Source organism: Pseudomonas sp. LRP2-20, from assembly GCF_024349685.1.
GTDB lineage: Bacteria > Pseudomonadota > Gammaproteobacteria > Pseudomonadales > Pseudomonadaceae > Aquipseudomonas.
In genome coordinates, this window is sequence record NZ_AP025944.1 from 2,325,407 (window position 1) to 2,346,295 (window position 20,889).

Genomic DNA, 20,889 nt, shown 5'->3' on the forward strand with positions numbered 1-20,889 from the left:
GGAATGCCAGTGCCTTATCTGAGTAAGCGGGTTATCAGTAACTATTTTCGAACCGATTGTCCGCGCCAGCTGGCGTTGATGCTCTACCCCCACAACAAGCAGTACGAGCCTGCGCGCAGCGCACTTGAAATGCCGCCCAAAGCAGTGGGGCGTACAGGTATGAATGCACTGACTGAAGAAGGAGGGCGCTGGGAGCAGGCCAAACTTCATGATCTGGAGGTTACCTTCGGAGCCGAAGCGGTGCTTGGAATGAAAACCAAGCTCGACTACCAAGACCAAAAGCTGTCGGCGGTCATCCCTCGCGCATTGCCCGGCATGTTCCTCGTCAGGCCTGAGTACCAAGTTGGTGAGACGTTCATGCGAGCGTTGACCATTGACGAGATGAGCACCGCTTACAAGCTCGCATTCGCCAACCTCATTCCCGATCTGATCCAGGTGATTGCACCGGAGGACATTGAGCGGATCGTTCACGCTGACGGCACTGTGCACCCTGCCGATGGACGAGTAGGGCTTCGGGTCATCGACATCAAAATGACGGCTGAGCCCAGCGCATCGTATTTTGCCGAGATTACCTACTACTCACTTGCGCTCGCCGGTTGGCTGCAAGATCAGGGTTTTGCCGAGCGATTCGCTGTGGTTGCTGAAGCAGCGATCTGGCCCGGCTCGCACGATGCAGCTGAGATCGTCAAGCTACAAGCGGCTAGGCGCGAGGAGGGGCGGCAAGCCTCGGATGCGGAGTTGCGAGCAGCTCTGAAGCTGGACATTGAAACGCTTGAAATCGAAGTATTCGCACCACGGCTGCGTTATTTTTTCAACGTTGAACTGCGTGCCGCCCTTGAGAAACCTTGGCGCGACCAGGACTATCACGTCAGTACCGCTTGCAGTGGTTGTGAATATTTGGGCTATAGCTGGAGCCCAGATGTTGTGCCTCATGCTGAGCATTGCATGCCGCGCGCCGCAAAGGATGGCCACCTTAGTTCGATTGCTTTCTTGCCTCGGGGGGCACGACGGGCTTTGGGGGATCGCGCGGTGATCCAGGCAGAAACCCTGGCGGGTCTATCTGCAGATGATGAGGCGTTTGATTGCCACCCACGGTTACGAGCAGCGCGCACGGTCGTGGCGGGCAGAGCACAGGCTCTCTCTACCAAGGTCAGCAGTATCCCTTCAGGCTCGGGTACCTCTGCAGTGCTGCCCAATTGGTCGGACCTCAGCCTCTTCCTCTCCGCAGACTTTGATGTCGGAAGTGGTTTGACGCTAGCGTTCGGCATAGCCGGTTTCTCGAGGATTAATGGCGAGACCGAACGCGTCGATGCGCAGGTGTTTGTGAATGACACTCGCAGTATTGAGAGCGAACGCCGAGAGCTGCTGAATTTCCTGACTTACCTAAGTAAAGCGTTGAGCGCAACGCTGAAGGCAGAGCCCAAGGCCACTGTACAAATCTACCTCTGGGACTCAGTGACATATGAGCACTTGATCCGGGTAATTGGCCGCCACCTTCAATACATCATGGCCGATAGCAATCTTAAAAAGCTGGCCTGGCTGTTCCCTGCCGACGAGTTGATCGAAAACGCAAGCTACCGCTCCGCAGATGCGCCCATCACCATCGTGCGAAACGCGGTGCAAGCGTTGGTCGCGGCCCCGATTCCCCATTACTACTCATTATTGGCTCTAGCGCGCGAGTTCCGGCCGCCGGTTAAGCCTGACCGTACGCCCTTTGATTTCCGAGTGCCGACTATTTTTGAGGATCCGTTGTCCGACCAGGTGCCTTCAGAGCGGGCTCATGAAATCTGGACCCGGATGGGGGCACCGCGTCCGTGGAGCCAGCAGGTCTCCCAGCTCAGATCGACAGTGACCACGAAGTTGCGCGCGACGGCCTCGATTGTCTATCGCTTACGCTTGGAGCTGAAAGGGGAGCTGCGTAGCACATCGCCGAAGATCGCCAACATCAAGGCTCCGTCTATGTTAGACAAGGTCAGCGCTGATGGGCAGGTCTGGTTTGCCTACGCCAAGCTGAATGCCAAAGTGGCGGCACTTGAACAAGCTATCACCATGGCCACTCCGGTACATGAGCGAGAGGCGCGCTATCTGGCTGCCCGACTTGAGCGCGAGCTGATGGGGGCTGAGGCCAATCTAGCAGCTGTGTCGCTGGGGATCGCTCGAGAACCTGGTGTAAGATTTTACCAGCTTGGTCAACATTCTCTGGAAGCGAAGTTCGAACCGGGGGACTTCCTTTGTGCGCTGTCACCGGCATCCATGGCTGATTTTCATATGCAGCAGGTGAGGGATGTAATCGGCAGTCAAGCGTTGCCGTCTGAGATCAAGCTAAGTCCCTACGTTTACGCAACATCGTTAACCAAGGTCACGGTTTTGGCGATTGATCGGGAGAAGCGTTGCATTGCAGTGTACCTGGATCCGGCCATTGACGACTTCCTGCGTTTGATCGAGGGTGACCTGGACCTGAGTCGAGACGTTGTATTGGACAAGTTGGTGACCGACTTCATGACCAAGCGTTTGGAAAAGGCCTTGAAGGCAATTGGCAATCCCCCGCTCGCCGTAAAGGCGGGTGTTTCGACGTCGCAGGTATTGGGCAAGCCCGCCGTCAAGAAAGTCAGCGCTTCGGTTCCGGTCGAAGAAGTGCTGTGGAATACCGCAGCACTTGCACATACTCCGACGCAGCGAAGCGTAAGCAGAATTCGACCTCGCCTGGAAGGCTACGGTATCAGTTTGAATGACAGCCAGTGGGATGCATTGCGTCAGGCAGTGGAGCAGCGCCTAGCGTTAATCTGGGGGCCTCCGGGTACAGGAAAATCCGAGACGCTGCGGGCCATTCTGCTCGGCCTGCTGGTGGACTCACATCAAAATGAGAGTCCGATACGCATTCTAGTCACTAGCAACACCTACGACGCGACTGACAACGTTGTGGTGAAGGGTTTCCAAAATATCTTGGCGTTGGGAGCAAAAGAGACTGGGCCAGTGCAGTTGGTGCGCTTGCGTTCTGGTTCCAAGGCATCATCAAAGGATCTGGCAGCGGAGATTAACCTGCTGAATGATCCAATGGATCCCAAGGTTCGCGAGCTTCACGCGACGCTGCGGGCGAAGCTCTGCAGCGTCATCGTGTCGGCACCGCCGCAGCAAGTTACTAAGTTTGCTGTTCTAAACGGTAATGCGGCAGAACCTTTGTTCGATGTTGTGCTGATTGACGAAGCGTCGCAAATGGACATGGCGAATGCCGTCCTGGCCCTGGCTCCCATTGCAGCCAATGGCGCCACAATTGTGGTGGGTGACCCTAAGCAACTGCCCCCTATCCAGCAAGTCGAGCCGCCCGTTGGTCTTGAGAAACTGGTAGGTTCGGTTTATGACTTTGTAGCGGATCATCGCGGTGTTAAGCCGGTTAGTTTGCTGGAAAACTACCGTTCCAATGCTGATATTGTGGGGTTCAGCCGCTTTGCGGGGTACCCGGTAGAATTGACTGCATTCTTCCCTGATTTGCGGATCGCCACAGACGTGCCGCTGCCGAAGGTCCGCCCTCTGGATTGGCCGCAGAGTTTAGAGTTTGCCGAGGAATTGTCGATCCTGTTGGATCCGGCGCAACCTATTTCCGCGTTTATTTATCCTGAGGGTAGAAGCAGTCAATGGAATGACTTCGAGGCACAAACGGTCGCGTCATTGCTTGTGTTGCTGCGGCGCCACCTCATGAAAAATTTAACCAACCTACCAGGTGCTGTAGGAAACGATCTGCATGACGCTGAAAGCTTTTGGAAGAGCGGAGTCGGCGTGGTCACTCCGCACCGGGCGCACAAGGCACTGGTGGTCTCTCGTTTGCAGGCACTGTTCGGACCAATGGGTGACGATGCTCAGTTGATTCGTGATGCCGTCAACACCGTCGAACGTTTCCAAGGTCAGCAGCGGGATGTCATCATTGCCAGCTATGCATTGGGAGACCCCGATGCCATTGCCGATGAAGACGAATTTCTGCTGTCGCTCAATCGCTTTAACGTCATGTCGTCCCGGCCCCGAGCGAAACTGATTGTGCTGGCTAGTCAGGAGGTCATCAACCATCTGCCGGGTGATATCAAGATCATGCGCGACTCTCGCTTGCTCAAGTATTTTGCCGAAACATTCCTCGATAGCCGTACGGAGATATCGATCCCGTTTAAAGCAGAAGGGAATATCAGCCGACGCCAAGGCTCGTACCGCTGTAAGCAGCTTCAGACGTAATTTCATGTGGTGGGCGGAATCATGCTCCGCCTGTCGCTCTGGTAAGTACGGTAACGGGATGTGCGCCATTAACACATTAATGGCGTTGGCTGCTGGGTCTGTTTGCCAGTCATGAGACCGTTTAAGAACGGGGCTGCACGTTACGGGTTGTTGGCTCAGTATGTGTGCTGAGCAGCCTTTAGCTGTAAATCCAATATCTCCCTTGCTACTTTGATGATCTAGACTCCAGGTCCTTGTTCGTCGTCTCGGTAAATTGCTCTATAAGTTCCGGTCTCACTTATTTCGCTAGATATTGGAGCTAGGCTTCATCCGAGTTTGATGAGAGTTTCACCAAGTAACGGTACTCATGGAGCGAAAGCCTGCCATCTGGGCCGAACAATAAGCGTTCTGTAAAACACTCGAGGAACGCCAGCGCCTCTTGCTGCATGTGACGATTGTAATAGGCACGCTGTGAAGGCGAGGGCCTACCTCGATTCTCTAAGCACGACCTCACCAGCTCTGCCAAAGTAGAGCCGCGTACGTCGTAGCGTTCGTCGATAGCCTTGAGGACGGTACGATAGCAATACCAAAAAACAAGCCCCTGAGTTTGACTACTCAGGGACACGTTCTGAATGCGCATCTTTTTACCTCTATAATTTTGCAAGGCTCAACTACTTCGCAGTCTATGGTATGTAGAAAACGATCAAACCGAACGTAGGCGGCATTCGTAACTGATGAAAAATCTTGGACGTATACCGATTGTGATAATTTTATGCGGGCAGTTAATAAAAAAAGCAGCGGTGGTGAGACCACGCCAAGATTGCGCATTGTCAACATCGGCGCGGTTGCTGGAGCGTCCTTACCAAGGAACCCTGGAAATTTCCAAGCATCAAGCGCCTGAGCCGATTCCGCCCAGCTCTCGCAGGTGAAATTTCGATAGCCGCGTACACCTCCACTCTCCAGCCAAACATGCTTGATCAAGCCAAGTAGCCGCTGGTCTTCTTGGGCTCTGCCAGACTGCGGTTCCGCCGGCCTGAACGGCCGGCCTTACGATTGTCGAAGCCACCATTCCCTGCACGCTACAAAGCAGTGATGTCGGATCGGACCAAGGCCAACACGTGGGTAGGCTCGGGGGAACACCTGTAAACGTGTTATGGAACCATGCTCCACACTGACCGCCAAAATGATAGGCAGGATCAAGGTAGCTGTCCCTCTTGGTGCAGTGGTTCAAGGCCACCTTGTTTGAAAGCTTTATGGACGTTGGATGAAAGCAGGTACTCAAGAACAGCATTCGCTTCAGTTGTATGTGCGCTGCCTCTCACGACTGCTCCGGAGTATATAACCATTTTCTGAATTTCATCAGGTATCAATCCGACAATGGAAATTCCGGGTAGCGACTTCAGCTTGCTCAACTGCTCCAGACCGATTTGAGCCGTGCCTCGTGCGATCACATCGGCCACGCGTTGATGACTGAAGGTTTTGCTTTTGAGCGAGAAATCGTTGCAGAGATGCAATGTTTGAAATAGCCAATGCGCAAGGTAGCGTCCACTCGGGCTGTCTGAGGATGCCATCGACTTCGCCTGCAATAGTGTTTCACGTAACCTAGGTACTGTCGAAATGTCCGGCAGTGGTGCACCTTCACGCACTGCCATTGCGATGAACGAACGCGCCAGATCGATGCGCGTCGATTTTTCGATCTGATTCAGATAGAGCAAGCGGTCCATGATAGAGCGTTCGGTCAGTACCACATCTGCCGGTAGAGGATGCACGGCGTTGACAGCAGGCTTCAGTTGGCTGGAGCTGATGAACTGGACATCAAGGTGTACACCGCTTGCCTTTTCATACTTCGGCGCAACCATCTTCAACGTTTGTGCAAATCCGCTGGAACTCAAGACCGTCAGCGTTATGCGACTCCGGTTGAGTTTGACACTGGCATGACAGGCAAGAGTGGCAGATAGCATGCCACCAAGCATTAGCGCAATGAAAATGGGGCGCAAAACAGCCATAGATTTTTCCGGAAAAGCAGTCACGCTAAGGCTGTTCTTCGCTTGCCTTCACCTTACGTCGCATTAAGAAATCTTCATATCCGGCTCTCAGGCATCAGTTCGCACGCTCATTGCCCTTAGACTAGAAGCCCTTATGTCAGGAGGTTAAAAATGAGTCGTGCATTGGTAATTGAGGACGACGAGGTCACCGCGAATGCCATCATTACTGAATTGGAGGCCCATGGATTCAGCACCGAATGGGCCAACAATGGGCGAGATGGCTTGACGCAGGCCATCGCTGAAAAGCACGACGTGATCACCCTTGACCGCATGCTGCCGGGTTTTGATGGGCTAACGATCGTCAGTACGCTTCGCCAACTGGCTATTCAGACACCGGTGCTTATGATCAGCGCCTTGTCTGATGTGGACGAGCGAGTGCGAGGATTGCGCTCAGGTGGGGACGATTACCTCACGAAACCATTTTCAATGGTGGAAATGATCGCTCGCCTAGAAGTGTTGTTGCGTGATAAAGCGTTCGGTGAAACGAATCACTGCATCAGTTTCGATGGTTTACAGGTGAACTTGATTACTCAAACGGCGACGCTAAAAGGAGCCGCGATTCCACTGTTGCCAACCGAGTTCAAGCTATTGACTTATCTAATTCGTAATGCGGGAAAGCTGGTTACACGTACCATGCTGTTCCAGGAGGTCTGGGGCTATCACTTCGACCCTGGGACAAACATCATTGATGTCCATTTGGCACGCCTCAGAAAAAAGATTGCTGAACCAGAGGCTCCTGTGATTCAGACGATACGCGGGTCGGGATATGTTCTTGTCGAAAAAAACTGATCGCTGGCGTTCAAGCGGAAGCCGACTGATCGGCTTGTACGCTTTATTTTTTGTCGCCTGGGGGGCAATGTTCACTGGTGTGTTGTATTGGGAAATTTCGCGCTACCTTGGCTCCGTGGCCGAGCGCACCCTGATGCAGCGCGCTCATTATTACCAGAAAGTCAGTGACGAGGCGCTGATCTCAGAGCTGGCTGAAGGTGAGAGTTATTCAACACCAGGTCTTGATGCCTACGGCTTGTTCGAGGCCGACGGCCGTCATCTGACTGGTAATCTTCGAAAATTGCGCGCCAACCTCCCCGATGATGGCCGGGTGCATTACCTGGAACGGGGGTTACATATTCCCCTGCTGCATGAGGAGAACCGGAGCAGCTACGCGCTGCGAGTTAATCGCCCAGACGGCAGGATCTTGGTGCTATCGCGTGACGGTGGATCGATCATGGCTGTCGGAGGGATCATTGGCCAAGCCTTTTTCTGGGGGTTATCGTTGACGCTTGTACCAGGCCTGATAGGTTGGAGCCTACTCCGCCGGCGGCCAATCCGCCGGGTTGAACGATTACAACGCACAACGGAAAGCATCGTTTCGGGAAACCTGGGGGAGCGCCTGCCACTCTCAACCAGGCGAGACGAATTAGATATGCTCGCCAATGCGGTAAACATGATGCTGGAGCGCATCGAGCAATTGATGCTCGAAGTCAAAGGCGTGTGCGATGGAATTGCTCATGATCTGCGAACGCCCCTTACGAGGCTACACACTCGGCTTTATCAACTTCAGAAGCTGCCCTTGGAGCCTGTTGATGCCGAGAGCCTGAGCATGGCGTTGGAAGAAAGCGACTCGATCATGTCACGCTTCCAGGGGCTTTTGCGCATTGCTGAGCTTGAAGACACGCGCCGTCGCTCGGCTTTTGTGCACTTCCACCCCGAGGTGCTACTGGCTCAGGCACACGAGTTCTATGAGCCGCTAGCTCAGGAGAAAAGCCAGCAACTCGTGCTGGAGGTGAACGGGGACTGCCCATCGCTGCTAGGCGACGAATCATTGCTCTTCGAGGCGTTGGTGAATTTGATTGACAACGCCATCAAGTTCACACCGCCCGGAGGTATCATTCATTTAACCTGCCTGCTTGGCGAGAATAGTGTGAACATTGAGGTTACGGATAACGGCCCAGGTATCCCAGAGAGTGATCGCAAGCGCGTGACCCGCAGACTTTATCGTGGCGACGGGACAAGACAGCAGCCAGGAAGCGGTTTGGGACTTTCGCTTGTGGCTGCGGTTGCCGATTTGCACCGTTTTTGTCTGGAAATCGATGCGGGACCGGGGGGGTGTGGAGCACGAATCATCCTGATTTGTCCACTCCAACAGGTGCAGGAGGGCTCAGCCTAAACATTTCTTAACGCCACTTAATTTGAGGGCCTTGATCCCCTGACCTAAGTTTGGGCCCTCCACGCTGAACCAAGGCCTTAAGTTTGTGACTGATCTGATTTTGCGCCTCGCGATTATTTCGTGCATTACCTTGAATACAGCATTTGCTGCGACGGCACCCTCCATGCCAATTCCTTCTCCACCACAACTATCCGCAAAATCCTGGGTGCTTATGGATGCAGCGAGCGGGGATGTGATCACCAGTCATGAGCCTCAGAAGCGCTTACCACCCGCCAGCTTAACGAAGCTGATGACTGTTTATCTTGCCACCACTGAGATACAAGGTGGAAGGCTGAAGCCTGACGATAGGGTCGTTGTGAGCGAGCATGCCTGGCGCACTCAAGGATCGCGTATGTTTCTCGATCCCCGGAGCAACGTCTCAGTGCATGATCTGCTGCGGGGGATCGTGATTGATTCGGGCAATGATGCCAGTGTCGCGCTCGCTGAACATATTGCCGGTAGCGAGGATGTCTTCGCTGGCATGATGAATGTTACTGCGAAGCGGTTGGGGCTGCAGAACACCCACTTCATGAACCCGACCGGCCTTCCAGACCCTGAGCATTATTCCTCAGCAATGGATATGGCAACGCTCGCGAGGGCCATCATCAACGATGAGTCAGACTACTATGCACTATATAAGGAAAAGTATCTGACTTGGAACGGCATACGACAGCCGAACCGCAACCTATTGCTATGGCGCGACAAGTCAGTCGATGGCCTCAAAACCGGGCATACCGAGGCAGCTGGCTTCTGCATGGTCACATCGGCCATTCGAAACGGACGCCGGCTGATCACCGCTGTGCTCGGGTCCAGTTCGATGGAGAATCGCGCAGCCGATACTCAGAAATTGCTGACCTATGGTTATAGGTTCTCTGAAACCCGTACCTACGCAAAGGCGGCTCATGAACTGGCCCGTCCACAGCTCTGGAAAGGTGAGGAGCATACCCTGCCAGTAGGCGTTCTGGACAATCTCAGCCTGACCCTTCCAAAAAATGGATTTCGTCACGTCCAGACTAGGATGCAGTTCGAAGAGCCTATCGTGGCGCCAGTCACCAAGGGCGATATCGTAGGCAAGTTGACCCTACTGGAGGGTGATCACGCGCTGGTTACGCGACCCTTGGTTGCCCTTGAAACGGAGGCCGCTGGGCCGTGGTGGTGGCGAGCGTGGGATACGGTGAAGTTGTTTATCCAAAACCTATGCAAGGATGCCTTCGATGCTCAGTCCTCGACGACCTGAGCAATCCCCTTCTTAGAGCTGATCTTCGAGGTAGCGGTGATCGACTCGACCTGGCTGCGAACTCAGAATAACGGCTAGTTGCCGGCTGCGGAGTAGATCATGACCGCGTCGACTAAGCAGGGCTGTCATGGATATCGATCTATTCAACTCAGAAGTTCACCGCTAATCCACCCACGGCCTGCGCTGCGGTGACGGCTCATGGCTTTTTTTGGCCAACAGCAAGTATGACCGCAGTAATAGTAGCCGTCAGCTTAGTGCGGCAGTCCTGAAGCATCTGTGCCTCGGTGGGGCATGTGCGCAATCTTTTCAGCTTAGCGTCGTGGAGCGAGGCCGGCGCGCTTCGCGGGCTTGATCGGCGCGGATATCTCAGCGCACCGTAACTAAACGGAGTGTGGCGTCTGTGGTGCCGGCCGCTGCTCCACAGCGGACCTGTTGCGGTGCAGTTTCGCCACTTCGTCCTGCCGCAATTAGCGGCGCAGTCCGGTGCTGATGGCCTCTGTCGGGGAGGCGATCTTCAATCTATCTTCCGCTGCATCGAAGCCCATGCAGCATTTAGCGATCTTGCGTTATGAACACGTCAGCGAGGTAGGTCTACAGCTGCTCGATCGACACCCCGATCTCATAACCCTCCCAAGACCCTCCATCCGGGCTGGGGAGAGTATGCTAGGTACATCCAGTCTTTACATGTTCATGCGTTTCTGCGATCAGATTGGCGATCGTCTCAGCTCAGTGGATTGTTCGCGAATTGCAGCCTAATGCTCTTAACTGATACTCGCGGACTGCATAAAATTGTGATACTGCGATTTGGCGCAATCGCTCGATCTCTTCTGCGGGAGCCCCTGAGGTTTGCGACTCATGGTATCTCTTCATCGCGTGCACTGCGTCTGCTTGCATGGGATGATCCAGGTAGAGGGCTGGTGACCGCCTTAGTGTAATTGGTTGCAACGCCTCATTAACAGGCAGCTTGCCTGTATGAGCAAATGTAAACCAACCATTGCTTAAAATTGGATGATTGTACAAGTACTCTTGTTTCATCATTACACTGATGGCTTACCTCTGGCACGCAACAAAAGCATCTAATCACCTTGCGTTTCTAGCTAGCCAAGTTATTAGAACTAGTGCTCCAGCATGCCCTGTGTTCCCACCAGTGTCCTCAAATCACCTTGCATCTCTTCGCCGCAGCGAATGAAGACAAAGCCATCGAGGTGGTTACTTCTGAGAATTTTTGAATCCCCCCCTAATTGATTTGTAAGTATAATCGCTTCCTCAATGACATTTGTGACAAGTTTCTGAATGCCGTCAGCTGAGGCTCGGTAGATCGGGACTGACACTCCGATTGCGCCCAACAGTCTCGGTCCGTGGCCAAAAACGGGAGCCGCTACCGTAGCCAGATCCGGATCGTTATCAGCGAAGGTGATGATGACGCCGGCAGACTCAGTTACGGTGTCGTCCTCGTAGCGGGTTAGTACCCTGCCAAAGGCACCGCGAGGCAGCGGAACCCGGTCGCCAACCTGGGTTTGAGCCCGAACGCGATGCTGCGAGTCTACTCGGAATAGGCATACCCGATGGTCGGCTTCCCGCCTATAAAACGCAGCACTCTCCCCGCTTTGGAAAGCAAGTCGTTCAAGGCTGGGTTGTACGTATTCTTCCAGGTTCAGCGCTGAGTTATACACATGTGCAAGACCGATTACGGCGCCACCGAGCCGATAGCCGCCTGAAGGAAGGCGATCAACGAACCGCGCCTGCTCGAGGGTCGCAAGCAGACGCATGGCAGTCATCTTGTTCAGTTCTGCCCGTCGAGCGATTTCCGAAAGGGTGAGGGCCTTGTCGTCACTTTTGAAGGTTTGAAGTATCGAGAGGGCGCGCGCCACAGCTCGAACCGTATCTTCGCTCATACGTACTCTTCAAGTAGAAAGTGGCCGCACAGTATGCGACCACCCCGAAGCTACGTCACCCAATTTCCACTCGGCTAAACACACGCTTGGCATTGCCACCCAAGATCAGATCCCGATCTTGGTCGCTAAGCCAGTCGATGCCACGTACCAGCGCCAAGGTGTCATCGAAAGGCTTGCCAGTATGGACGTTGCAGCACTTAGCCGTGCCGAACATCTCGCTTGAATAGAGCACTCGATCTGCGCCCACGCGACGAATCAGCATTTCCATGGAGTCTTGATCATAGATGGCTAGATCGAAATACAGGTGGCGGATCTGTTCTTCGAATGGGAGCGCACCCCAATTAATGTTCAACGCCCTGTGCCGGCTGAACTGATAAGGAACCGAACCACCTCCGTGAGGGATGATCAGCTTCAGGGTGGGGAAGTCCTGAAACACGCGGGAGCGACACAGTTCAACTACTGCTGCGGTGTCCATGTTCACGTAATGGCAGCCATTGACATCAAGCGCCGGGTTGAGGGTAGAGCTGGCGTGGATCATACCTGGTACGTCCAACTCTACCATCTTCTCCCACAGCGGGTACCACCACTCGCTGCCTAATCCGGGCGTGAAAGGTTCTACACTGCCCGATACATCCGGGTTGATGTTGCAGCCAACAAATCCCAGCTCGTTGACGCAGCGTTCCAGTTCTTCGAGGCAGTTTACGGGGCTGACGCCTGGTGTCTGGGGTAGCTGGCACACAGGTGAGAATTGCTCTGGAAACAAGCCACACACTTGGGCAATCAGGTCATTGTTCACTTCAGTCCAGTAACGGCTGATCAGCTCATCCCCGAAGTCGTGGCCCATCCCCGAAGCGCGTGGTGAAAACATCAAGTGATCGATGCCGCGTTCACGCATCTGGCGAATATTTGGTAACAGAGACGCTGTGACCTCCTCATCGCTAAAGCTCAACTTTCCCTTAGTTGGCCGGTTACGTCGGGTAATCTGCTGGCCGCGGTAAGCATCCAGCTTCGAGGGAGCCTGAGTGTAATGCGCATGGATATCAATGATCATGTAATACCCCTTAGTGGTTTGGTTGTTCGGAGGCGGAATTTGGATTGCTTTTTGTGCCTGTACCCAGATCGTTAGCGTTGGCCTGGCTCGCCATGTCGACCCCCGTTGCATCTGGCAAGATCGAAGCGGCAATGAAACCTACGGCGTAGGCGCAGATGGCGCATAAGCCCATGGCCGAACCTAACGGCATGTTGGTGGACAGAATTCCGACCAGGGCTGGGACGATTGAACCAATCCCACGACCGAAGCTTGTGCAGAAGCCTGCTCCGCTGGCTCTGATGGCTGTTGGATAGAGCTCGGCAAATGTAGGCGTCAACCCCGACGCCAAACCGGCTTGTAGCAGCCCCAACAGGAATCCAAGAGTCAGCGTCACGGAAGGGTTGAGTGGGTAGAAAATGTAGACGGACACATTTATGGCTTGCAGAAGCAGAAACAACATAAAGCATTTTCCACGACCTACGCGGTCGCTAAGCAGGCCATAGATGAAGGGGCCTGCCAGAGAACCTAGGATGTTTACGGCGAGGTACCCGGCAGTGGATGCCATGGGCAAGCCAAGCGACATTCGAAGATAGGTCGGTAACCAGGTGATCATGACATACGCACCGCCCAGGACACCGCTGGCGAGCAGCGTGCTGGTCACGGTCACGCGTAACAGGGGACCACGGAAAATGGCCCTGAAGTCGGGTGCGTCCTGCCTTACGGAGACGGTCTTTCGCGATTCCTGGAATACGTCGGATTCGACCACCAAGCGACGAATGATCCAGACGAATAGCGCAGGCAGCACGCCGATCGCGAAGAAAAAACGCCATGCCAGGTGTTCGGGCGCTAAGGCGAAGATAAGCGGCATCGCCATTACCGATACGCCATATCCCACGGCATAGCCACTCTGTACCGATGCGGCGACTCGGCCACGAAGTCTGGGCACTACCGTTTCACTGATCAGTACGGCACCGACCGCTGCTTCCCCCCCGTAGCCGATCCCTTGCAGTGCTCGAACGATGAAGAATTGCCAGAACTCGGAGCAAGCACCGGCCATCAGCGTGGAGAATGCGACCCACAGCACTGTAGTTTGCAACAGGCGTACGCGCCCGTAGCGGTCAGCCAGCATTCCGGCACCCCATCCACCGATCGCGCTGCCAACTAAAGCAACCGATCCAAGAATGCCCGCTTCACCTTGGGTGATACCTAAGGTGACGATCAAAACCGGCATCACCAGCGCAAAAATTGTCGAGTCCATCGAGTCAAGTGCTAGCCCACCGAAGCACGCCCAATAGGTCCGCCGCTCCCGGCTATTAAGCTCTGAATACCATCCCAGCTTCTTCATCCAATTCTCCGCCTTGCTTGTATTTGTAACGTCTGGCGATACACAATATCGTCATGCGTTACAAATACTAGGATCGTAGCTTTTCACTTTGCAAGTGAAATGAGCAGTGTTCAGCTAGGGGTAACTGGAGGGAGGGTTCCGTCCTGACGAACGGAGATGGGAGCCGTTCAGCACATGCGATGGGCGCAGATGATGTCACCCGCTTGACCCGCCAGGAGTGGAGGAAGCGTATTTGTGCCTTGTAGACATCGCTGAGTAAGGGGTTTTTTAGGCGTCAGACCAAGACGGCGCGGCCTAGGGGGCATCGATGGCGGTGACTCAAAAAATCTCAGCGTTTGACAGGCGGTACCTGGTTTTCTGGGTTTTGTACAGTCCTACGGAAACTATCAATCCGTTCAAGCGTTGTTGGGGCAGAAACTTCGCATTTTGTCAGGCGTCTGACATTGAATACACAAAATATGCTCCGGTTGGTAGGAGGTACCGTAGGTTAGTGGCGGTCATGCCTAAGTAATAAATGACTAGATACCCGTATTTCTTACTAGAAATATTATTAATTCAAGCCAGTAGCCTAGTGAGGTAGACGTAAATCTAAATGCTATTGCATTGTTGAGCCTGAAATTAAGGTGGTGTAAATGGTTAGAAATTTTCAAGTCGCTTTGTGAAAGTTCACTTATTTATGATTCGACGGCACCTAGCGATTTGGTCGGGAAAACCAATTTTGCGAAGGGCACAGTCTTGGTCATGTGTAGACGCGTTAATCACATTTCACTATTGACTAAAAAAAAGTCATTTTTCGCATGTGATTATGGCCTTAAGGATGCAGGTGTGCACTAGAAGCAGCTTCGCGCACCATTTATAATGGAGTCAAATAAAAATTCATTAAAGTGTTTCGTTTGGTATTCGTGGCTGAAAGGATGCCAATATCATTGAAGAGATAAATATACTGTCTGTCCTTGTGTGCGTTGATCTGGTCAAGCATAGTCGCAAGTGGGTTATGTTTGTATCATATCGCAGAGGCTAAAGGGCGAAGATAAAAGTGACGGCGGCATGCTTTGCTTCGGCCTGTCAGAACAGTGCAATATACTAATCGATGGGGGTGGGTTATGTGGTTGAGAAACTTGGGTGTCGGTCGAAGGTCTGCGCTGTCTTTTTCATTGCTGGCGGGGCTTCTTCTAGTTCTAGGTGCTGTAGCCCTCTATCAGATGAATCAAATGGATGATCGAAGTGAAGAAATCGACGGAAAATGGTTGCCTGCAATCATGGCGGTTAATGACATGACCGCGGCAAGTTCGAGGGTGCGCTCGATGACCTTACGATACGCGGTGGTAGAAGGTACATACCGAGACAGCACTCTTGAAAGTTTGAACAGGGCAGTAAGTGCACTTGCGAATTCCGAGTTGATGTATAAGGAGATGATTGCCTCCCCAGAAGAGGAGAAGCTTTTTCACTCTTACAAAATAGCTAAAGATAACTACTTGGAGGATTCGGAGAAAGCTATCTCGTTAGTTCAATCCGGTAAGATAGGTGCGGCTAGGGAAATAATAGAAGAGAGACTTGGGACCAACGCGGAAATTTTAGCTGACGCCCTAATGAAATTGGCAGAATTTAATAGTAAGTCCGCAAATGCCTCATCTATAGCAAGTGATGAGACATTCGCTAACGCTGTTCAGTTCATTCTAGGTATGGTTGGCATTGCAATAGTACTTACATTGGTGTTGGCATTGACATTTACACGAACCATAACGGTGCCTCTCTCTCAAGCGATCGAAGCGTCGAAAATTGTTGCCTCTGGAGATCTGACCTATAGCTTTGATATTCAAGGGTGCGACGAGCCTGCGCAATTGCTTAAGTCGCTGTCAGATATGCGGAGTAATTTGCGTGAAACTATCGAGCAAATCGCTAATTCATCGACCCAACTCGCTTCTGCTTCTGAAGAGCTTCATGCAGTAACCGAAGATTCGACTAGAGGATTGCATCAACAGAACGCAGAAATCGAGCTGGCCGCTACTGCTGTTAATGAAATGACAAGTGCCGTTGAGGAGGTAGCACATAATGCCTTATCAACTTCAGACGCATCGGTCAAGGCTAATCAAACAGCGCGGAGCGGACGAGATCGGGTAGAACATACGGTAACGTCTATTGCCCAGCTTGTAGGAGAAATGGGCGGAACTTCGGTTAAAGTAGAGGAGCTCGCAAATAATGTTCGTGACATCGGTCAAGTTTTGTCGGTAATTCGCGCCATCGCAGAGCAGACGAATCTCCTGGCTTTGAATGCGGCAATTGAAGCAGCTCGAGCGGGAGAGCAAGGGAGGGGCTTTGCTGTCGTTGCAGATGAAGTTCGAGCGTTAGCGCACCGTACACAACAGTCTACACAAGAAATTGAACAAATGATTAATACGATTCAGGAGGGTGCAACAACTGCTGTCGCTTCGATGCGGTCAAGTCGGGATCGTGTGGATCATACTTTAGAGGTCGCACGTGCTGCTGGGGCTGCACTCGATGAAATAGCGCAGGCTATTTCGTCGATAAACGAGCGGAATCTTGTGATAGCCAGCGCGTCTGAAGAGCAAGCAAACGTCGCGCGTGAAGTGGATCGTAACTTGCTAAATATTAAAGATCTTTCTCTGCAAACGTCTGCGGGGGCGGATCAAACGAGCTCTGCCAGCCAAGAGCTTTCACGTTTAGCTGTCGATCTAAACGGCATAGTAAGAAGGTTTAATATTTAGTTAGCTTTTAACGTCACCGCCTCATTAGGCGGTGACGTTAGGGTTATTGGCGGAATTTTTTTCGATATTTTGCCGGCGACAATCCTACCCGTTGCACGAACAGGCGGCGGAAGGAGTTGCTGTCTTCATAGCCAATTTTATTAATTATTGCATCTATACTCGCTTCCGTCATTTCCAATAGTCGTTTGGCTTCTTCAATTCGAAGTAGTTGAAGATAGGAGAGGGGAGGGAAGCCTGTTGCATCCAAGAATCTGCGCTTGAAATTTCTTTCGCCAAATCCAAATTTCTGGCAAATTTCTGCAATAACTATTTTCCGAGCTAGATTAGCTTCCATCCAATCCTGTATTTGCAGTATTGCGCGGTCACCATGCTGTTTTGGTAGAGCCCAAAAAGGATGTTCAGATTGTTGAGCTTTTGGTGGGTGAGCGTAAAAATACTCACTGCAGCGCAAGGCGACTTCTAAGGACATAAACTTTCTTACTATATGTAGTAATAAATCTACTGCGGCATTTGCGCCTGCGGAAGTGGCAATTCGATTGTGTTCGTATACCATGCGCCCTTCGTTAATGCACACCCCGGGATAATTTCTCTTCAGTTTTGATAAAAATGCCCAGTGAGTTGTGGCCTCAATTTCATTAAGCAGGCCTGCTTCTGCGAGCATGAAAGCAGATGTACACATAGATGCCAGAAATGCGCCTTGCGCATGCTGCGTTTTCAACCATTCGCTATATTGATTAAAGCTGGGCTGTGCTTCAGTTAGACTGAAAACATAGCCTGGAATGAGTACAATGTCAGTATGTTTTATGTCTTTTAGCGCTGCATCGGTTTTTAATTCTCGCCCACTAGAGTTATATACTGGTTTGCCGTTTAGAGACGCTATAGTTATGGTGAATTTGCGTGTGGTCTGGCTTGCTATAAGGTTAGCTGCTTCTAGGAAGTCTAGGGCTAAATGCGCTGAAGTGAATGAGCATAGATCTGTAACTAGTATTGTAGTATGCATGCTGCCTATTTCACCTAAAAAAAATCACGATTCACACTACTCTGGCAAGGTAGTGTGAAATATAGTCATGCGTGAATCAAGCATGCGCTTTCATGGGTGCTGCAAGGCCTTATACGAGTTGTCGAGTGCGAGACATGATGTGAAAAGGAAAAACCAAGCAATTCGACAGTGGCGCAAAGTTTATCTTGATTCGCGGTGCCTATCTGAGGAACAGTATGCTGAGGCGATACGTATTGCATCAATGCTGGCGCTTGATGGGAAGGTTAGTTCTTCTGAATGGCGGCGTATGATTAGATCTGCTAACAGATATTTGTTGAAGTAGAACCTTGTTCTATCTATCCATTGCTTATCACCTTTCATCGCTTAGTGGCCTGGCTATGCCCTGTTGGGGACATTGCCGAGGTTCTAACCTCTCGATGTCCAATTTTTTTCAAACATTGAGCGTGCTCGCCAATATCGGCTGTAAATTGGGGCGTTCGTTAACTCCGTGCACCAATTGCTGGCACGGATCTCAAGCTTAATTTACTTTGTGGGAATTCATTCGCGACTTCTTCTCTGGTCGTCTATATCGAAAGCTCTTTCAGTTTGTCCATCCCCTGTCGCATGAAGATATCGATCTTACCTCCAAAATGCAATTGCCTGATTGGGGTCATAAGCTTTCATTATATTGGGAGTTGGAACGATTTGAGTAAGGCCGACGACTCTCATGTGATGATGTTGGCGTTAATCTCGTGCATGCCGGGCAATGGCTATGTAGTGTTCGAGCGACCCTCTCCAAAAATGCACTGAGCCTGTGCCTCTCTGCTGGATTCGGGGACGGAGAGGTTAGGAAACCATCGATTTTTCTGTGTCCATAAGTATATCTTATGGTTCTACATAGAATCGCTCTTGGCGCGAGCCAAAACCTTCCAGATACAGTTGCCCATATCCGCAACCCATGCGTATAGGGCAACTGAATGGATCCGCAACGTATTAAAGAATTCATCGACCTGGTCAAGGCATCCGATCTGACCGATCTTTCGTTCCGTGAAGGCGGAAGCACACTTCACCTGAAGCGATACGTCCGCTCGGCGCTCGCCGTGTGTGACCACGCCGAGCCACATTCATCTGCGCAAGAACCGTCATCTAGTCGAGAAACTGTGCGACGTGTCCAAGAAGATCCCGGCGCTGGGCCGCTGGCGCGAGAAGTTCGCTCACCGCTATTCGGTGTTTTGCATCTGACACCTTCACCCGAGGAGCCTGAATTCGTGACCCTGGGAAGTGAAGTTCAGGCAGGCCAGGCACTATGCATCATTGAAGCGATGAAGATGTTCCATACGGTGCGAGCGGAGAAGGGTGGCATCGTTGAGGTGGTCTGTGCTCGTTCAGGAGACGAGGTTGATAGTGGACAAGTGCTCTTCAAGCTTACGGAGGTCTGAATGCCCATGTTTGACACTGTTCTAATCGCCAATCGGGGCGAAATTGCCGTCCGAATACAACGGGCCTGTGAGCATCTAGGATTGAAGACCGTGATGGTGTATTCCCAAGGAGATGCAGGCGCTGCTTACTTAGAATACGCAGACAGGGCGGTGTGCATCGGCCCAGCAGCTCCAGGACAAAGCTATCTCGACAAGACGGCCGTCCTATGTGCCGCATTGGCTTCTGGTGCTCAGGCGATCCATCCTGGCTACGGCTTTCTTTCAGAGAATGGTGAGTTCAGTCAGGCGGTGACCGATGCCGGTTTGACCTTTATTGGCCCGAGCGCCGACTGCATCAGACGTATGGGAGACAAGGTCGCGGCTAAGCAAGCGATGCGGGACGCGGGAGTACCTTGTGTGCCAGGTCCCCTGGGAGCCTTGCCCGATGACAAGCAGGAAGTTTTAAAGATCGCTGCCGAGATTGGTTATCCGGTCATTATTAAAGCTGCTGGAGGAGGTGGTGGACGTGGCATGCGCGTGGTGACACAACACAGTGAGTTGATTCAAGCGGTGAACGTCACACGCGAGGAGGCACGTCGAGCGTTTGGCAATCCTGAGCTGTATATGGAGAAATTTCTCGGCCAACCTCGGCATGTCGAAATCCAGGTACTGTGCGATCAACATGGAAATGGCATCTGGCTAGGAAGCCGTGACTGCTCATTGCAACGGCGACATCAGAAGGTGCTGGAAGAGGCGCCTGCCCCTGGCATTGATGCTGGACTGATGGAGCGTGTCGGGGTGCGATGTGTAGAGGCTTGCATGCACATCGGTTATCACGGGGTTGGCACGTTTGAGTTTCTTTACGAGGACGGCGAGTTCTACTTCATAGAGATGAACACGCGTCTGCAGGTAGAGCATCCCGTGACCGAGATGACAACCGGAATCGATATCGTTGAGCAGCAACTGCGAGTCGCCTTAGGAGAGCGTTTGTCGATCCAGCAGAGCGATGTTCGCTCGCTAGGGCATGCGCTCGAGTGCCGTATTAACGCAGAGTGTGCTGAGACGTTCATCCCGAACGCTGGGACAGTAACACGGTGGGATCTACCAGGTGGAATTGGCGTGCGCGTCGATACGCATGTAAGAGCGGGCTACAAGATACCCGCGTATTACGATTCCATGATTGCCAAGGTCATCACGCACGGGGCCACGCGAGATCAGGCTTTGGTACGAATGCGGACCGCGCTCGCTCAGTTTCATGTCGAAGGTGTTTCTACCAACTTGCCGCTGCACCTGCAGATTCTCGAGGATAGTGCATTCAAGAATGGCGCCGTTGATATCCATCACCTAGAAGCTTGGCTGAAGCTCAAGCAAGGAAGGAGCTGATATATGCAAATTGAAGAGCTGCGCCAGCTGGCTGATTGGATGAGGGAAGCCGAACTCTCCGAGCTGAACCTCACCGGCAGCACCGTTGAAGTACGGATGCATCGTGCGGTGCACAATTTATCTTCTGTTGAGCTCCCACCAGCACTGGCCATCGCTCCCCCGACAGTAGAGATTGTGGCCTCATCATTCTGTGGGCATTTTTACCGGCGACCCCCGCGGGGTGCCGACCCTATGATCGCTGATGAGCGGTTGGTAGTGGTTGGCGATCCAATCGGAATCATTGAGGTGGGTGAATTGTCGCTACCTGTCGTTTCAGGGGCATGTGGGGTGGCGCAAGGCTACTTGGTGGAGGATGGTCAATTGGTCGAATATGGGACGCCACTGCTTGCTATACAAGCAAAGGACGGCGAAGTTTCAAGTTGATTGTT

The 20,889-nt window shown here is 52.5% G+C and carries 13 protein-coding genes; 8 read left to right on the plus strand and 5 right to left on the minus strand.

Annotation, left to right across the window (positions count from 1 at the left end):
* Positions 1–9 precede the first annotated feature (9 nt).
* Positions 10–4,218, plus strand: a complete 4,209-nt coding sequence (locus tag OCX61_RS10255) for a bifunctional RecB family nuclease/DEAD/DEAH box helicase (protein ID WP_261943687.1) — start codon at positions 10–12, stop codon at positions 4,216–4,218.
* A 1,175-nt stretch (positions 4,219–5,393) separates the two neighbouring features.
* Here OCX61_RS10255 and OCX61_RS10265 read toward each other — a convergent pair.
* Positions 5,394–6,227: a molybdate ABC transporter substrate-binding protein gene (locus tag OCX61_RS10265; RefSeq protein WP_261943689.1), complete on the minus strand. Its 834-nt coding sequence runs from the start codon at positions 6,225–6,227 to the stop codon at positions 5,394–5,396.
* 126 nt (positions 6,228–6,353) lie between these two features.
* Here OCX61_RS10265 and OCX61_RS10270 point away from each other — a divergent pair, with 126 nt between their 5' ends.
* From OCX61_RS10270 to OCX61_RS10280, 3 genes are all read left to right on the plus strand, one after another.
* Positions 6,354–7,031, plus strand: coding sequence for a response regulator transcription factor (locus OCX61_RS10270; RefSeq protein WP_261943690.1), 678 nt, complete (start codon positions 6,354–6,356; stop codon positions 7,029–7,031).
* Positions 7,009–8,409 carry a sensor histidine kinase gene (locus tag OCX61_RS10275; RefSeq protein WP_261943691.1) on the plus strand — a complete coding sequence of 467 codons (1,401 nt, stop codon included), beginning with the start codon at positions 7,009–7,011 and terminating at the stop codon, positions 8,407–8,409. Before OCX61_RS10270 ends, OCX61_RS10275 begins: the two co-directional genes overlap by 23 nt.
* Before the next feature lie 85 nt (positions 8,410–8,494).
* The gene (locus OCX61_RS10280) at positions 8,495–9,685 is read left to right on the plus strand and encodes a D-alanyl-D-alanine carboxypeptidase family protein (RefSeq protein WP_522731681.1); all 1,191 of its coding nucleotides are present in this window, start codon (positions 8,495–8,497) and stop codon (positions 9,683–9,685) included.
* Positions 9,686–10,800: 1,115 nt separating this feature from the next.
* Here the strand turns inward: OCX61_RS10280 and OCX61_RS10285 are convergent.
* The 3 genes from OCX61_RS10285 to OCX61_RS10295 are packed head-to-tail and all read right to left on the minus strand — an operon-like array spanning position 10,801 to position 13,955.
* Positions 10,801–11,580, minus strand: coding sequence for an IclR family transcriptional regulator (locus OCX61_RS10285; protein ID WP_261943692.1), 780 nt, complete (start codon positions 11,578–11,580; stop codon positions 10,801–10,803).
* 55 nt (positions 11,581–11,635) lie between these two features.
* A complete protein-coding gene (locus OCX61_RS10290; protein WP_027907293.1) occupies positions 11,636–12,631 on the minus strand; it encodes an amidohydrolase family protein in 996 nt (331 codons plus the stop codon).
* A gap of 10 nt (positions 12,632–12,641) precedes the next feature.
* Positions 12,642–13,955, minus strand: coding sequence for an MFS transporter (locus OCX61_RS10295; RefSeq protein WP_261943693.1), 1,314 nt, complete (start codon positions 13,953–13,955; stop codon positions 12,642–12,644).
* 1,103 nt (positions 13,956–15,058) lie between these two features.
* Here OCX61_RS10295 and OCX61_RS10300 point away from each other — a divergent pair.
* Positions 15,059–16,681 carry a methyl-accepting chemotaxis protein gene (locus OCX61_RS10300; RefSeq protein WP_261943694.1) on the plus strand — a complete coding sequence of 541 codons (1,623 nt, stop codon included), beginning with the start codon at positions 15,059–15,061 and terminating at the stop codon, positions 16,679–16,681.
* A 43-nt stretch (positions 16,682–16,724) separates the two neighbouring features.
* Here OCX61_RS10300 and OCX61_RS10305 read toward each other — a convergent pair whose 3' ends face one another.
* Positions 16,725–17,681 carry a GlxA family transcriptional regulator gene (locus OCX61_RS10305; RefSeq protein WP_261943695.1) on the minus strand — a complete coding sequence of 319 codons (957 nt, stop codon included), beginning with the start codon at positions 17,679–17,681 and terminating at the stop codon, positions 16,725–16,727.
* A gap of 956 nt (positions 17,682–18,637) precedes the next feature.
* Between OCX61_RS10305 and OCX61_RS10310 the strand changes: the two genes are divergently transcribed.
* The 3 genes from OCX61_RS10310 to OCX61_RS10320 are packed head-to-tail and all read left to right on the plus strand — an operon-like array spanning position 18,638 to position 20,884.
* Positions 18,638–19,099 carry an acetyl-CoA carboxylase biotin carboxyl carrier protein gene (locus OCX61_RS10310; RefSeq protein ID WP_261943696.1) on the plus strand — a complete coding sequence of 154 codons (462 nt, stop codon included), beginning with the start codon at positions 18,638–18,640 and terminating at the stop codon, positions 19,097–19,099.
* Positions 19,100–19,105: 6 nt separating this feature from the next.
* The gene (accC, locus tag OCX61_RS10315; RefSeq protein ID WP_261944293.1) at positions 19,106–20,461 is read left to right on the plus strand and encodes an acetyl-CoA carboxylase biotin carboxylase subunit; all 1,356 of its coding nucleotides are present in this window, start codon (positions 19,106–19,108) and stop codon (positions 20,459–20,461) included.
* A gap of 3 nt (positions 20,462–20,464) precedes the next feature.
* Entirely contained in the window at positions 20,465–20,884 is a 420-nt protein-coding gene (locus OCX61_RS10320; RefSeq protein WP_261943697.1) for an acetyl-CoA carboxylase biotin carboxyl carrier protein, read from the plus strand.
* The last annotated feature ends 5 nt before the right edge of the window (positions 20,885–20,889 follow it).